The sequence below is a fragment of the Sphingomonas sp. PP-CE-3G-477 genome (genome assembly GCF_003050745.1).
Taxonomy (GTDB): Bacteria; Pseudomonadota; Alphaproteobacteria; order Sphingomonadales; family Sphingomonadaceae; genus Sphingomonas.
Map to the genome: position 1 here is coordinate 112,940 of NZ_QAOF01000003.1, position 14,810 is coordinate 127,749.

Annotated in this window: 15 protein-coding genes; 13 read left to right on the forward strand and 2 right to left on the reverse strand. The window is 67.3% G+C overall.

The annotated features are described in order from the left end of the window. The first annotated feature begins 67 nt into the window (after positions 1–67). The 8 genes from leuD (at position 68) to nadA (ending at position 5,686) form a co-directional block, all read left to right on the forward strand. On the forward strand, positions 68–697 hold the full coding sequence (leuD, locus tag C8J45_RS07825) for a 3-isopropylmalate dehydratase small subunit (protein ID WP_107962714.1): 630 nt from the start codon (positions 68–70) through the stop codon (positions 695–697). Further along, positions 660–1,658 carry an NADPH:quinone oxidoreductase family protein gene (locus C8J45_RS07830; protein WP_181321152.1) on the forward strand — a complete coding sequence of 333 codons (999 nt, stop codon included), beginning with the start codon at positions 660–662 and terminating at the stop codon, positions 1,656–1,658. Before leuD ends, C8J45_RS07830 begins: the two co-directional genes overlap by 38 nt. A 320-nt stretch (positions 1,659–1,978) precedes the next feature. After that, a complete protein-coding gene (locus C8J45_RS07835) occupies positions 1,979–2,302 on the forward strand; it encodes a DUF1476 domain-containing protein (RefSeq protein WP_107962716.1) in 324 nt (107 codons plus the stop codon). 1 nt (position 2,303) lies between these two features. Next, positions 2,304–2,534, forward strand: a complete 231-nt coding sequence (locus tag C8J45_RS07840; RefSeq protein ID WP_107962717.1) for a BolA/IbaG family iron-sulfur metabolism protein — start codon at positions 2,304–2,306, stop codon at positions 2,532–2,534. An 11-nt stretch (positions 2,535–2,545) separates the two neighbouring features. Continuing rightward, the gene (grxD, locus tag C8J45_RS07845; protein ID WP_056057434.1) at positions 2,546–2,869 is read left to right on the forward strand and encodes a Grx4 family monothiol glutaredoxin; all 324 of its coding nucleotides are present in this window, start codon (positions 2,546–2,548) and stop codon (positions 2,867–2,869) included. A gap of 253 nt (positions 2,870–3,122) precedes the next feature. Beyond that, positions 3,123–3,980 (forward strand): MBL fold metallo-hydrolase, encoded by an 858-nt coding sequence (locus C8J45_RS07850; RefSeq protein ID WP_107962718.1) that lies wholly within the window; start codon positions 3,123–3,125, stop codon positions 3,978–3,980. After that, on the forward strand, positions 3,962–4,687 hold the full coding sequence (locus C8J45_RS07855; RefSeq protein ID WP_107962719.1) for a DUF4230 domain-containing protein: 726 nt from the start codon (positions 3,962–3,964) through the stop codon (positions 4,685–4,687). The genes C8J45_RS07850 and C8J45_RS07855 overlap by 19 nt, the downstream gene beginning before the upstream one ends. 15 nt (positions 4,688–4,702) lie before the next feature. After that, positions 4,703–5,686, forward strand: a complete 984-nt coding sequence (gene nadA / locus C8J45_RS07860; RefSeq protein ID WP_107962720.1) for a quinolinate synthase NadA — start codon at positions 4,703–4,705, stop codon at positions 5,684–5,686. Positions 5,687–5,723: 37 nt separating this feature from the next. Here the strand turns inward: nadA and C8J45_RS19145 are convergent, their stop codons facing one another. Further along, a complete protein-coding gene (locus tag C8J45_RS19145) occupies positions 5,724–5,873 on the reverse strand; it encodes a hypothetical protein (protein WP_181321153.1) in 150 nt (49 codons plus the stop codon). Positions 5,874–6,039: 166 nt separating this feature from the next. On the opposite strand from C8J45_RS19145, the gene nadC reads away from it, so the two are divergent. The 3 genes from nadC (at position 6,040) to C8J45_RS07875 (ending at position 8,114) form a co-directional block, all read left to right on the forward strand. Then, the gene (gene nadC, locus C8J45_RS07865; RefSeq protein WP_107962721.1) at positions 6,040–6,888 is read left to right on the forward strand and encodes a carboxylating nicotinate-nucleotide diphosphorylase; all 849 of its coding nucleotides are present in this window, start codon (positions 6,040–6,042) and stop codon (positions 6,886–6,888) included. Positions 6,889–6,949: 61 nt separating this feature from the next. Then, a complete protein-coding gene (locus C8J45_RS07870; protein WP_107962722.1) occupies positions 6,950–7,411 on the forward strand; it encodes a hypothetical protein in 462 nt (153 codons plus the stop codon). Further along, a complete protein-coding gene (locus C8J45_RS07875; RefSeq protein ID WP_107962723.1) occupies positions 7,401–8,114 on the forward strand; it encodes a ribonuclease T in 714 nt (237 codons plus the stop codon). The genes C8J45_RS07870 and C8J45_RS07875 overlap by 11 nt, the downstream gene beginning before the upstream one ends. A gap of 195 nt (positions 8,115–8,309) precedes the next feature. Here the strand turns inward: C8J45_RS07875 and C8J45_RS07880 are convergent, their stop codons facing one another. Beyond that, positions 8,310–8,507: a hypothetical protein gene (locus tag C8J45_RS07880; protein WP_146168590.1), complete on the reverse strand. Its 198-nt coding sequence runs from the start codon at positions 8,505–8,507 to the stop codon at positions 8,310–8,312. Between the two features lie 132 nt (positions 8,508–8,639). Between C8J45_RS07880 and C8J45_RS07885 the strand changes: the two genes are divergently transcribed. Then, on the forward strand, positions 8,640–10,634 hold the full coding sequence (locus tag C8J45_RS07885; RefSeq protein ID WP_181321154.1) for an autotransporter assembly complex family protein: 1,995 nt from the start codon (positions 8,640–8,642) through the stop codon (positions 10,632–10,634). A 74-nt stretch (positions 10,635–10,708) separates the two neighbouring features. Next, on the forward strand, positions 10,709–14,788 hold the full coding sequence (locus C8J45_RS07890) for a translocation/assembly module TamB (RefSeq protein ID WP_107962988.1): 4,080 nt from the start codon (positions 10,709–10,711) through the stop codon (positions 14,786–14,788). Positions 14,789–14,810 lie beyond the last annotated feature (22 nt).

The window sequence follows — 14,810 nt, forward strand, 5'->3', positions numbered from 1 at the left end:
CGATGATCAGCGGCGTCGCGGCCTATGTCGCATCGGCGCGTGTGGTTCCGGAGCGCACGGAACAGCGATGACCCCCGTCACGACCGTCTCGGGCCGCGCCTATCCCTGGGGCGCGAAGAACATCGACACCGACGTCATCATCCCGGCGCACTGGCTGAAGACGATCACGCGCACTGGCCTCGGCCGTGGCGCGTTCGAGACGGTCCGCGCGCAACCTGGTAACATCTTCGACGACCCGCGCTATGCCGGCTCGCCGATCCTGATCGCGGGCGATAATTTCGGCTGCGGGTCCAGCCGCGAGCACGCCGCCTGGGCGCTCGCCGACATGGGCATCACCGCGGTGATCGCGCCAAGCTTCTCCGACATCTTCTCAGGCAACGCGTTCAAGAACGGCATCGTCCCCGTCGTGCTGCCCCAGGAGGCGATCAACCGCCTGCTCGAGGTCGCCAAGGACCAGACCGTCACCGTCGATCTCGAGACGATGACCGTCACCACCCCGTTCCAGGACCGCTTCACCTTCGAACTCGACGCATTCCGTCGCCAGTGTCTCATGGAAGGGCTGGACGAAGTCGGCCTGACGCTGGCAAGGGATACCCAGATTTCGAAATTCGAGGAGGCGGTCGCATCGAATCGCCCCTGGACGACGGTGGAGAGCGGGTATGCGAGCATTGGTGTCGAAGGCAGTCGGCGGACCTGAAACTCTGGAAATGGTCGAGCTGCCCGATCTGGTAGCCGGCCCCGGACAGGTGGTCGTCGCGGTCAAGGCCTGCGCGATCAACTTTCCCGACGTCCTGATCATCGAGGACAGATACCAGTTCAAGCCACAACGCCCGTTCGCACCGGGTGGCGAAATCGCCGGTACGATCGATTCGATCGGCGAGGGCGTCACCGGCTGGGAAATCGGCGACCGCGTGATCGCGATGCTCGGCCACGGCGGGCTGTGCGAGAAGGTCCTCGCGGACCCCGCCAAGCTTTACCGCCTCCCCGAAGGCCGCAGCTTCGCCGAGGGCGCGTCGCTTATCCTCACCTACGGCACGACGATCCACGCACTGCTCGACCGCGGCCATATCAAGGCGGGGCAGACCTTGCTCGTACTCGGCGCGGCTGGCGGGGTAGGGCTCGCCGCGATCGAACTCGGCAAGGCATTCGGCGCCAAGGTCGTCGCCGCGGTCTCGTCCGAAGAGAAGGCCGCCGCCGCCAAGTCCGCGGGTGCCGACGAAACGCTGATCTACGCCCGCGCGCCGTTCGACAAGGACCAGTCGAAGGCGCTCGCCGAGCAGTTCAAGGCCGCGGTCGGTCGCGACGGCGCGCACGTGATCTACGATCCGGTCGGTGGCGACTATGCCGAGCCCGCGCTGCGATCGATCGCGTGGGAGGGCAAGTATCTCGTCGTCGGCTTCCCCGCCGGCATTCCGAAACTCCCGCTCAACCTGACGCTGCTGAAGAGCTGCGACGTCTGCGGCGTCTTCTGGGGCGCGTTCGCGGCGCGTGATCCGAAAGCGAACCAGGCGCATATCGAGACGCTGTTCGACCTGTGGGAAACAGGCAAGATCGCTCCGCGCGTGACCGAGGTGTTCGCGTTCGAGGACGGCGGCAAAGCGATCGCCAAGATGGCGGCGCGCGGCGCGATCGGTAAGCTCGTCGTGGAGGTCGGCTGATTACCGCCGGCCTCCCCGAGCGCTCAGATCCACTCGTAGACCGCAGTCGCGATCGCCGCCCACATTATCAAGGATACGAGCACGGCGAGGCCTAGACCGCGGATGACATACGTATCCGGTTGTGTGGATTTCGAAGGTGCGTGTGCCGAAATGTTCATCATCGCTCTCCTGCCCGTGAGATTTGTCACGCGACTGACTTATAGATAGGTACGTTTCGGTCGTAGTTCCAGTTCTATTTTGACCGATACAGCCGATTATTGCGCAGGGGAGGTCCACGACCTATCTCGGGCCCAAGACGAGACTGAACGGGGACTTGCGCAATGACCACTTTCGACGACCGCGAACGCGCCAGCGAGGCGAACTTCGCGCGCGAAGAGGAAATGGCGTTCCGGATCACCGCACGGCGCAACCGCCTGCTCGGCGGCTGGGCGGCGCAGGAGATGGCGCTCACCCCCGAAGAAACCGATGCCTATGCGACCGCGCTCGTACATGCCGACATGGAAGGCGGCGGCGACGACGACGTCGTGCGGAAACTGGTCGGCGACCTGACCGCTGCGGGTCTCGACCATGACGAGGCCACCGTCCGCCGCGCGCTGGCGCAGCAGATGATCGAAGCGCGTCGCCAATTGCTGGAGTCCCATTGATATGCCGATGGCTGCCGACGACATCGCTACCATGATCAAGGATGCGATCCCCGATGCCCAGGTCGAGATCACCGATCTTGCCGGCGACGGCGATCACTATGCTGCGAAAGTCACCGCCGCGAGCTTTGTTGGCATGAGCCGCGTGAAGCAGCATCAGGCGGTCTACGCGGCACTGGGCGGCCGCATGGGCGGCGTCCTCCATGCACTTCAGCTTACCACCGCAATTTCCTGAGGACCGAAGACATGACCGACGATTCCAACGCCCGCATCGACGCTCTGGTAAAAGCCAGCCCGGTCGTCCTCTTCATGAAGGGCAGCCCGCTGTTCCCGCAGTGCGGCTTTTCCAGCCGTGCGATCGCGATCCTGAACCACCTCGAAGTCGAGTTCGAGAGCGTCGACGTGTTGCAGGACCAGGGCATCCGCCAGGGCATCAAGAGCTATTCGGATTGGCCGACCATCCCGCAGCTCTATGTCGATGGCGAATTCGTCGGCGGCTCGGACATCATGATGGAGATGTACGAGAGCGGCGAACTGGCGCAGCTGTTCGAGACGCAGAAGGCGAACTGACCCGAGAGGCACCGGGGAGGGTGGATCGACGCGAGACCGGACGGTAGCGGTCGATCCACCCTGCATGAGCGCGAAGGCGCTCGGTGACAGCGCAGACTTTGCATTGCGCGTGCCAGAACCGTCGCATCACGGCGTTGCGCGCCTCTCGATAGTTAATCGGGAGCGCCGCCCTGTCGGGATTGTAAAGAATGGCGACGGTCCCTCCAAGAATGTGAGCCTTGCCATCGCCGCACCGAGCCGCCATCTCGCGTCCATGGCTGAGCATCCGACCGGTATCCCGATCCAGCTCGAGCCGCTCGTCATCCGCGTGCTCGCGCCCAATCCGTCGCCGTACACCTACACCGGTACGCAGACGCATATCGTCGGCGCGACCGATCTTGCCGTGATCGATCCAGGCCCCGACGATCCCGCGCACATCGACGCATTGCTGCGCGCGATCGATGGCCGCCCGGTCAAGGCGATCGTCGTCACGCATCATCACCGCGATCACAGCCCTGCCACGCGTCCGCTCCAGTCGCTCATCGGCGCCCCGATCGTCGGCGCTGCGCCGTTCGACCTCGCCGACGCGGCCGCGCGAGCAGACGCGTCGTTCGATGCCACCTACGCACCCGATCGCGTTCTTGGCGAGGGCGACAGCGTGACCGGTCAAGGCTGGACGCTGGAGGTGATCGCGACGCCCGGCCACACCTCGAACCATCTCGCCTTCGCGCTGCCCGAGACGAAGGCGCTGTTCTCCGGCGATCACGTCATGGGCTGGTCGACGACGATCGTCTCGCCGCCCGACGGCAATATGACGGCGTACATGGCCAGCCTCGAAAAGCTGATGGGGCGCGACGACCGCATCTATTATCCCGGCCACGGCGGGGCGATCGACAAGCCGCAACGGCTCGTCCGCGGCATGCTCGGCCACCGCAAGCAACGCGAAGGGCAGATCCTCCGCCTGCTCCGCGAGGGCGCGCGGCCGATCCCGGCGATGGTCGAGCGCATGTATGTCGGTCTCGGCCCACAACTCGTGCCCGCCGCCGAACGATCGGTGTTGGCGCATCTGTACGATCTGCAAACCCGCGGACTGGTTATCGAGGAAGGCGAGACATGGCGAACGACAGCGTGACCGAACCCGTGCGCAAGAGCGGCGTGGCCCCGTTCCTGGCCAAGGCCGTCGGCGTTGTCTTGATTCTCGTCCTCGCAGGGCTGCTCGTGCTCTGGGGTGTGCAGCGCTACGTCAGCGACCGCCTCACGCCCGATCCGACGACGATCGCCAGCGCCAGCCTCGAAGGACTGCGCGAGCAGAACCGCCTGTCGGCGTTCGCCGCGCGCTACGTCGCGGTCGTCACTTCGAAACAGTCGCAGCTCGGCTTCACCACCGAGAAGACGCTGATCATGCCCGGCATGGTCCGGTACGAAGTCGACATGGCCAAGCTGACTCAGTCGGATGTCGCGTGGGATGGCACTTCGAAGACGCTGTCCGTGCGCCTTCCCGCCGTCGAAGTTGATGGCCCGCAGGTCGATCTCAACGCGGTCCGCGAATATGGTTCGGGCGGCGTGCTGACCACGTTCACCGATGCCGAAAAGCGCCTCGACGCCGCCAATCGCCGTGCGGGCCAGATCGAACTGATCCGCCAGGCGCGCGAACCCGCGATGATCAAGCTCGCGCGCGACGCCACCCGTCGTGCGGTCGAACGCAGTTTCGCGATGCCGCTGCGGGCTGCCGGGATCGACGCGACCGTCGCGGTCCGCTTCGCCGACGAGCCGACCGCGAATACCGAACGCTGGGACACCTCGCGCTCGCTGCAGGACGTGCTAGGGAACGCACGTTAAACTCGGGATACGACCATGGAATTGAAGCAGAACTTCGCCGGTATCGACATACGCGCCGAGATCGAGCGCCTCCGCAAGGAGAAGAACGCCGTCATCCTCGCGCATTATTATCAGAAGCCGGAGCTTCAGGATCTGGCCGATTTCGTCGGCGACAGTCTCGACCTGTCGCGCAAGGCCGCGGCCACCGATGCCGACGTGATCGCCTTCTGCGGCGTGCGGTTCATGGCCGAGACCGCCAAGATCCTGTCGCCCGACAAGATCGTCGTGCTCCCCGACATGGACGCCGGGTGCAGCCTCGAGGACAGCTGCCCGCCCGAGCAGTTCGCGGCCTTCCGCGCCGAGCACCCCGATCACATCGCGCTGACGTACATCAACTGCTCGACCGAGGTTAAGGCGCTCTCCGACATCATCGTGACGTCGTCGTCGGCGGACACGATCCTCGCGCAGATCCCGCCCGAGCAGAAGATCATCTTCGGCCCCGATCGCAATCTCGGCGGCTATCTCGCGCGGAAGACCGGCCGCGACATGCTGCTCTGGCCGGGCGTGTGCATCGTCCACGAGGCGTTCAGCGAGACCGAGCTGATGAAGCTCAAGGCGCAGCATCCCGGCGCGCCCGTTGTGGCGCATCCCGAGTGCCCGCCGATCATCCTCGACCACGCCGATTATGTCGGCTCGACACGCGGCATCCTCGATTATGCGCTGGCGATGCCCGGCGACACGCTGATCGTCGCGACCGAGCCGCACATCATCCACCAGATGGAAAAGGCGCTCCCAAACAAGCGTTTCATCGGTGCGCCCGGCGCGGACGGCAACTGCAACTGCAATATCTGTCCGTACATGGCGCTCAATACGCTCGAAAAGCTGTACGTCGCGCTACGCGATCTGTCGCCGCGGATCGAGATCGAGGAGGGGCTTCGGCTCCAGGCGAAGAAAAGTCTCGACCGCATGCTGTCGATGGCATCGAATACCGTCGGGAAGGGTGATCTCGGGCCGAAGTGACGCTGCGGGGCTGGTCTACCGCCAGCCCCCGTAGAGCTCAGGCGGCGGGAACATCCGCGCCGAGATGCGCCAGTGCCTGGTCGATGTGGATCGCAGCGATCGGCAGCTGGAGTGCATCGGCGAGGATCAGCGCCTCGTCGAGCAGGGCGTTCAGGCGTGCGGTATCGGTCATCGTCTTGGCAGGCATGGAAATTTCCTTGGGTATCGATCAGGCAACTCGCGTCGGGCGGTAAGGTTCCGACGTTTTCAAAATATTTCGATCGGCTGTCGGCATCGTAAATTCGCTGTCCCCCAGCGCCGTTTTTTGGCACCCGCCCCGGCATGACCTACCCGCGATTTCTGGGAGACTTCAGGTGAACGCAGCCTTGCCCAAATCCTTCGACATCAACGCGTTCGTAGCCGCGACGCTCGCCGAGGATCTCGGGACGATCGGCGACATCACGTCCGCCGCCGTCATCCCGGCCGATGCGCGGTTTACCGGCGTGATGGACAGTCGCGACCCGATCGTCGTCGCGGGGCTCGATCTCGCCGAGGCGTTCTTCCGCGCGCTAGATCCCGACGTGACGATCGAACGGCTCGTCAACGACGGCGATCGGGTTCCCGCGGGCACCGAACTCCTGCGGCTCGAGGGGGCCGGGCGGGCGCTGCTCACCGCCGAGCGGTCCGCGCTCAACACCGTCCAGCATCTCTCGGGTATCGCGACGATGACCCGGACCTATGTCGACGCGATCGCCGGCACCGGCGCGATCCTGCTCGACACGCGGAAAACGATTCCCGGCCTGCGCGTGCTGGAGAAATACGCGACCCGCATGGGCGGCGCGCAGAATCACCGCATGGGGCTGTGGGATGCGGCGATGATCAAGGACAATCACGTCGCGGTGGCCGGCGGCGTTGCCGAGGCCGTCCGGCGCGCCAGGGCTGCGGGGATCGCGCACATCATCGTCGAGGTCGACCGCATCGACCAGATCGAGCCCGCGCTCGCCGCCGGCGCGACGCACCTGCTGCTCGACAACATGCCGCCCGCGATCTTGCGCGAGGCGGTGACGCTCGTCGCCGGCCGCGTGCCGACCGAGGCGTCGGGCGGCGTCAATCTCGACACGATCCGCGCGATCGCCGAGACAGGCGTGACCTATGTCTCGGTCGGTCGCTTGACGCAGTCGGCACCCGCGGCGGATATAGGCCTCGACTTCGCAACCGCCTGACGACCGCGCCGATCGCGGCGTGCACCGGGGCGGGACACAGACAAGGCAGGGAACGACAAGCATGATCAGGCCGATATCCATCGTGCGCTACGAAAGGCTGTATCTCGCCTCGTTCGTGCTCGGATTGATCGGTTCCGCGATGAACTGGCCGCAGCGGGTCGCGCTGGTCGCGGCCAATCCGGTCCTCGCGCAGGTCAGCTGGATCCTGCCGACGTTCCAGGTCATCGGCATCGCGGTCACACTGCTGCTCTGGTATTTCACCGCGCGCTCGCCGAGCGTGGCCGCGAAATGGGTCGTCGTCGTGCTTGCGGTGCTGTCGATCGTCGGCGTCGGCCTGTCGTTGGCAACCGTGGCGCGCGGGGAGACGACGATCGGCACGACCTCGATCGTCTCGTTCGCGGCCGACGCGCTCTCCGTCGTCGCCGCGCTCCATCTGTCCAAGGCGGACGCCAAGCTCTGGTTCGGCGAACTGCCCGACGCCGACGAGCCGGACACTTTCGAGGATATGTCGCATGAACGCTAAGCTGATCCTCGCCGCCGCGGCGCTGGCCTTGCCGGGCGTCGTCCAGGCACAGGCCTATCAATGCTCGACCCCGTCCACGGTCGAGCGGGTCCGCCCCGATCTCCCGTCGGAGAGCCAGCCGCGGCGTGACATTCCGATCGGCAGCTACACGCTCGCGATCACCTGGGCGCCGCAATATTGCCGCTACAATGGCGACCGCGCATCGTCCGGGTTCCAGTGCGGTTCGGGCAATCGCTTCGGCTTCACGCTGCACGGTCTGTGGCCCGATGGCGTCGCCAAGGACTGGCCGCAATATTGCCGTGCGGCGGAGTTCGTGCCGCCCCCGGTGATCCGTGCGCATCTCTGCACCACGCCGTCCGCGCAGCTGCTCCAGCACGAATGGGCCAAGCACGGCACCTGCATGCCCGGCTATCGTCCCGCCAAGTATTTCAACCAGTCGGCCGGGCTGTACGGCAAGCTCCGCTATCCGGACATGAACGCACTGTCGCGCACGCCACTGACCGCAGGCCGGTTCGCGGCAGCAATGGCGGGCGCGAACCCCGGCCTGAAGCCCGACATGATGCGCGTCACCGCAACCAAGCAGGGCTGGCTCGACGAGGTCTGGATCTGCCTCGACCGACGCTTCCGCTACCGCCGCTGCCCCGTGCATCAGGGGGGGCTAAGCCCGAGCGCGCCGCTCCAGATCTGGCGTGGGAGTCGGTAATCCTCCCGGAGAATTTCGAAACTCCCCCGTTCGTGCTGAGTAGCGACCGAGTAGCTCCGCAAGGAGCGTATCGAGGGCGCGTATCGAAGCATGGGTTCCGAGCGCCAACCCATCCTTCGATACGCCGTCTCGATACGCTGCAAGAACAGCTACTCGACGGCTACTCAGGACGAACGGAAATGCGGCGCGATGCCGCTACCGCCGGTCCCTCAACCAGACCAGCACCGCCGCCAGCACGCCAATCCCGGTCCCCACCAGAAACCCCGGCGTAGCCTGCCCGATCGCAAACCCCACCCCGGCGCCGCCCAGCATGCCGAGCGCGACGAGGAACCCGCCCGCAGCGCTCGGGTCCTTGTGGGGGGGCAGGGTGTCGCGGGAAGTCGGGTCGGTCATCGCCATGTCCTGCCACGCGCCGCCGCCGGATGCCACCCACACGCCAAGCGCGATCCGGCGCCCGGACGAAACGTGGCGGAAATACGGCGTTAGATACTGTTCCGCAACGACAAGCCCGGCTAGGAGCCGGACATGGTGTTCCGCGTCGGGCGAGCCGGGCCGGCCGCCGCCTTTTTCGTTCTGACGACAGCGGGTGCCCTACCGTGCGCGGGCATACGTGCCGCAGGAGCACAAACCGCGCCTGTGCCGACGCAGGCTCCAGCCAGCCCGACCGCCGACACGCCGATGTCGCTCGACCCCAACTCACCGCTCGCTCCGTTGCCGGACATCGGCGTCGCCTGGCCCGATCTCGCGACGTCGCCGATGGACCCGGCCGCCACGGTCGCCGCGGTCGATGCCAATACCGAGAGCCGCTACGCCTGGCGGATCGATGGCATAGACGGGATCAACGACGCACTGCTCCGCCAACGCTTCGCCGCACTGTCGACGCTCGACGCGAACGATCACCAGGCTGCCAACGCCGCGCAACTCGATCGCCGCGCGCGCGAAGATGCCGACCTGCTCAACAGCCTGCTCCGCGCGCAAGGCTATTACGACTCCAACGTCGTCACGCGCGTCGAACCGGGCGCAAAGCCGATGGTCGTGCTCGCGGCCACCCCGGGCACGCTCTACACATTCAAGGGCGTGACCATCGACGGCATCGCCGCGGCAGGCGACAAGGCGCCCGGCCTCGCGACCGCGTTCGGCATCAAGCCCGAAGATCCGGTCAACTCGGATGCGATCGTCGCGGGGCAGGCGAACCTCACCACGCAGATCGGCCGCGAAGGCTTCCCGTTCGCCAAGGTCGGCGATCCGGCGATCGTCGTCGATCACGCGACCCGCACCGCGACGCTCGACCTGTCCGTCCAACCCGGCGGCGCGCGCAAGTTCGGCAAGGTCGTCGCACTCCCCGGCAACCGCGTGTTCGGCGCGGACCATGTCGCGGAGATCGCGCGCTTCTCGCCCGGCGATCTGTACGACGCGACCAAGCTCGACGATCTCCGCCGCGCGCTGATCCAGACCAGCCTCGTGTCCGCGGTGGATCTCAAGCCGGTGCAGGGGGCCACGCCCGACACCGTCGATGTCGCCGTGAAACTCGATCGCGCACCGCCGCATACCGTAGCGGGCGAACTCGGCTACGGCACCGGCGAAGGCGCGCGCGCGGAACTCAGCTGGACGCACCGCAACCTGTTCCCGCCCGAAGGCGCGCTGACGCTGCGCGGCGTGCTCGGGACGCAGGAACAGCTCGGCTCGGTCGTCTTCCGCCGCAACAATTTCAAGGCGCGAGACCGGGTGCTGACGCTCCAGGCGTCGGCCGCGCATACCAACCGCAACGCCTATGACGCGAAGACCTATTCGCTGGCCGGCACGCTGGAGCGCCAGACCAACATCTTCTTCCAGAAGACCTGGACCTGGTCGCTCGGCGCCGAACTCGTCGCATCGGACGAGCGCGACGTGATCCTCTCGACCGGCGACCCACGCCGCCGCACCTTCTTCATCGGCGCGTTGCCGACCAGCCTCAATTACGACGGCTCGGACGATCTGCTCAACCCGACCAAGGGCTTCCGTCTCGGCGGCCGCCTTAGCCCCGAAGTGTCGCTGCAAGGCTCGGTATTCGGCTACACGCGCACGCAGTTCGACGGCAGCGTGTACCAGCCGTTCGGCAGTCGGGTCGTTCTCGCCGCGCGCACCCGGCTCGGCACCATAGTAGGCGCCCCCCGCGATCAGGTCGCGCCATCACGGCGCTTCTACGCCGGCGGCGGCGCGTCGGTGCGCGGTTACGGCTATCAGTCGATCGGCCCGCGTGATCCCAACAACGATCCGATCGGCGGCCGCAGCCTCACCGAATTCTCGATCGAGGCGCGTGTCCGCGTCCTCGGCAGCTTCGGGATCGTGCCGTTTCTCGACGCAGGCAATATCTACACCTCGCCGCTGCCGAAATTCACCGGGCTGCAATACGGCACCGGGATCGGCGTGCGCTATTACTCGAACTTTGGCCCGATCCGCCTCGACGTCGGCACGCCGATCAATCCGCAGCCCGGCGACAGCCGCATCGCCGTCTACGTCTCACTGGGGCAGGCGTTTTGACCGAAGAGGTCACTCTTCCGGAACGCCGCCCAAAGCGCCCGATCGCCTGGTGGCGCTGGATCGTTAGCGCGGTCATGGCGCTGCTGGCGATCGTCGGCGCGGCGTTGCTGATCGTCGACACCGACATCGGCCACCGTTTCGTCGCGGACCGGATCGCGGCGATCAAGACCGCGAACGGCCTGCGCTTCACGGTCGGTCGGATCGACGGCTCGCTATACGGCGACACCCGCCTGACCGATCTCCGCGTGTACGATCTCGAAGGGCTGGTCTTCCAGGCGCCCAACGTCACGCTCGATTGGTCCCCGTTCGACTGGTTCTCGAACCGCCTAGAGATACGCCGCCTGATCGTCGATCGCGCGATCCTGACGCACACCCCGCGCACCCGGCCCTCGAAGACGCGCGGCCCGATCCTGCCCGACTTCGACATCCACATCGGCAAGCTTTCGGTCGGTCGCCTCACGCTGGCGAAGCGCGTACTCGGGACCCAAAGGATCGGGACGCTCGAAGGCCGCGCCGACATCCGCTCCGGCCGTGCACTCGTCGACCTCAAGGCACGGGTCGCTGGCAGCGATGACCTGAAGCTCCGGATCGATGCCGAGCCCGCCCGCGACCGCTTCGACCTCGACGTCGCCGCGAAGGGGGCCGCGGGCGGCGTGCTCGCGCGGATGGCGAAGGCGAGGGGCCCGGTCGCGCTCGCGGTCACCGGCGACGGCAGCTGGGCGAAGTGGAATGGCCGCGCGAACGGCATCGTCGGCACGACCCGCGTCGTCGATCTCGCGCTCGCGCAGGTCGCCGGGCGCTATACGCTGTCGGGCACGCTCTCGCCGTCGTCGCTGCTGAAGGGCCGGCTGCAAAAGCTGACGGCGCCGCGTATCCTCGTCAACGGCAGCGCTGGGTTCGCCAACCGCCGCCTCGACGGCCAGCTCTCGCTGCGTACGCCCGCGCTGGCGATCGACACGACCGGCATCATCGATCTCGCCGCCAACGCCTACCGCGACGTGCGGATCAAGGCACGACTGCTCCGGCCGCCCGCGCTGTTCGCCAACATGACCGGCAACATGGTCGAATTGCGCGCGATCCTCGACGGCCCGTTCGCGACCGCGGCGTTCGACTATCGTCTCGACGCCAGCCGGTTCGCATTCGACCAGACCGGGTTCGAGAACGCGCACGCCGCCGGCAAGGGGCGGCTGTCCGCTGCGCCAGTGACGGTACCGATCCGCTTCACCGCCGCGCGCGTCACCGGAGTCGGCACGGTGGCGGGCGGGATCCTGCGCAACCTGTCGGTCGACGGACTGCTCCGCGTGACGCCGACGCTGCTCACCGGCGACGCGCTCAAGCTCCGTTCCGACAAGCTCACCGGCAGCATCAATCTCGCGGTCGACCTGCGCAACGGCCAGTTCGAGGTCGGCATCAACGGCGGGCTCGGCCGCTATCTGATCCCCGGCCTCGGCATCGTCGACGTCAAGTCCACGCTGCGCGTCGTCCCCGGCCCGAACCGCAAGGGCACGCGCGTGATCGGCCAGGGCAGCGCGCAGATGGTGCGGCTCGACAACGCCTTCTTCCGCAGCCTCGCAGGCGGGTTGCCGCGGATCACCACCAACCTCGAACGCACCACCGACGGCGTGCTGCACTTCACCAACCTAGTCCTCACCGCGCCGCAGATCCGGCTGACCGGCAACGGCTATCGTCGGCGCGACGGGACCTTCCACTTCGAGGGCGGCGGGCGCCAGCAGACTTACGGCCCGGTGACGCTGAAACTCGACGGCCAGATCGAGAAGCCGACGCTCGACCTCGTCTTCGCCAGCCCTAACGCGACGCTCGGCCTGTCGAACGTCCGCGCGCATCTCGATCCGACGCCGCAGGGGTTTGCCTTCACTGCGGCGGGCGGATCGCGGCTCGGGCCGTTCACCACCAACGGTGCCATCCTGTTGCCGCCGGGCGCGGGCGCGACGATCGCGATCGCCGCGCTGAACGTCGCAGGGACGCGGGCGAGCGGGAACATCGCGGTCGTCGATGGCGGCTTCAACGGCGCGCTCGCGGTTGCCGGCGGCGGCATCTCGGGTGAACTCCTGTTCCGCCCGGTCGGCCAGATTCAGCGCGTCGAAGGGCATCTCGCCGCAAAGGCCGCGACGCTCGACGGCATCGCGCTGCGCCAGGGCAAGCTCGATTTCGTCACGTTGCTCGATCCCGCCGGCACCTCGATCGAGGCGACCGCGACCGGCCTCGGCCTGCGTCGCGGCACGTTCAGCCTCGCGCGGTTCAACGGTTCCGCGTCGCTGCGCGGTGGCGTCGGCACAATCAAGGCATCGATCGCCGGCTCCCGCGGCCGCGCGTTCGATATCCAGAGCGTCACGCAGGTGACCGCCACGAGCTACGCGATCTCCGCGCAAGGCACGCTCGACGGCCGCCCGCTTAAACTGCTCACGCCGGCGGTTTTGACCCAGGAAGACGATGGCTGGCACCTCGCGCCGACCAAGCTCAGCTTCTCGGGCGGCGAGGCCCAGGTCGGCGGCCGCTTCACTGCCGCCAGCACCGCGATCGACGCCAGCCTGACGCGCATGCCGCTCGCGATCCTCGACATCGCCTATCCCGGGCTCGGTCTGAGCGGCAGCGCCTCGGGCAGCTTCACGATCGCGACCGCCAATGGTGTAGCCCCGACCGGCAAGGCGAACGTGACGATCCGTGGCCTCAGCCGTGCCGGCCTCGTCCTCTCGTCGCGCCCGATCGACGTCGGCGTCGCGGCGGTGCTCTCCCCCGACAAGCTCGGCTTGCGCGCGGTGATCGCGTCCGCCGGCAAGACGATCGGCCGCGCCCAGGCCCAACTCGCGCCGCTGGGGCAGGGGGACCTGGCCTCGCGGATCAGCAACGCCCGCCTGTTCGGACAACTCCGCTACAGCGGTCCGGCCGACACGCTCTGGCGGCTTACCGGCGTCGAGCTGTTCGACCTGTCCGGCCCGGTCGCGATCGGCGCGGACGTCGTCGGCACGCTCGCCAACCCGACCTTGCGCGGCGTCGTCCAGGCCAACGGTGCGCGGATCGAAAGCGCGACCACCGGCACCGTCCTAACCAACGTCCAGGCGACCGGCCGGTTCGGCGGTTCGCGGCTCGTGATCGACCGGTTCGGTGCGGACGCGGGCAAGGGCGGGCGCGTCACCGGCACCGGCCAGTTCGAATTCGCCGCCGCGGCCGGGATCGGCCTCGACCTCGCGCTTCAGGCCGATAAGGCGGTGATGATCAACCGCGATGACATCGGTGCGACCGTCACCGGGCCGCTGACGTTCAAGTCGAACGGCTCGGGCGGCACGATCGCCGGCGACGTCATACTCGACAAGAGCCGCTATCGCCTCGGCCAGGCCACCGCGGCCAGCGCCGTCCCCCAGCTCAACATCCGCGAGATCAATCTGCCCGACGGCGGCGAGGAAGTCGCGACGCCGACCAAGCCCTGGACGCTGGCGATTAAGGCGCGCGCGCCGAACCAGGTGATGGTCAGCGGCCTCGGCCTCACCAGCGAATGGTCCGCCAACCTCCAGATCGCCGGCCAGCCCGAGAACCCGGCGATCACCGGCCGCGCGACGCTGATCCGCGGCGACTACGAGTTCGCCGGGCGGCAGTTCGAGTTGGCGCGCGGCGTGATCCGCTTCGACGGGCAGGTGCCGGCGAACCCGGCTTTGGATATCGAGGCGAACGCGGACTCGACGGGCCTCAGCGCATCGATCCGCGTTACCGGCTACGCGCTCAAACCCGAGATCGGCTTCACCAGCACGCCAGCCTTGCCCGAGGACGAGCTCCTCTCGCGGCTGCTGTTCGGCACCTCGATTACCAACCTATCCGCGCCCGAAGCGTTGCAGCTCGCGGCGGCAGTCGCGGCATTGCAGGGCGGAGGCAGTGGCTTGAACCCGATCAACGCGGTGCGCCGCGCGGCCGGGCTCGATCGCCTCCGCATCCTCCCCGCCGATCCGCAGACCGGGCAGGGCACCTCGATCGCCGCCGGCAAATACGTCACCCGGCGCCTGTATGCGGAGATCGTCACCGACGGTCAGGGCTATTCCGCCACGCAGGTCGAGTTCCAGGTCACCCGCTGGCTGTCGCTGCTGTCGAGCATCTCCACGCTCGGCCGCCAGAGCGCCAACGTCCGCGTGTCGAAGGATTATTGAAGGATGATCCTTCCGCGGTGCT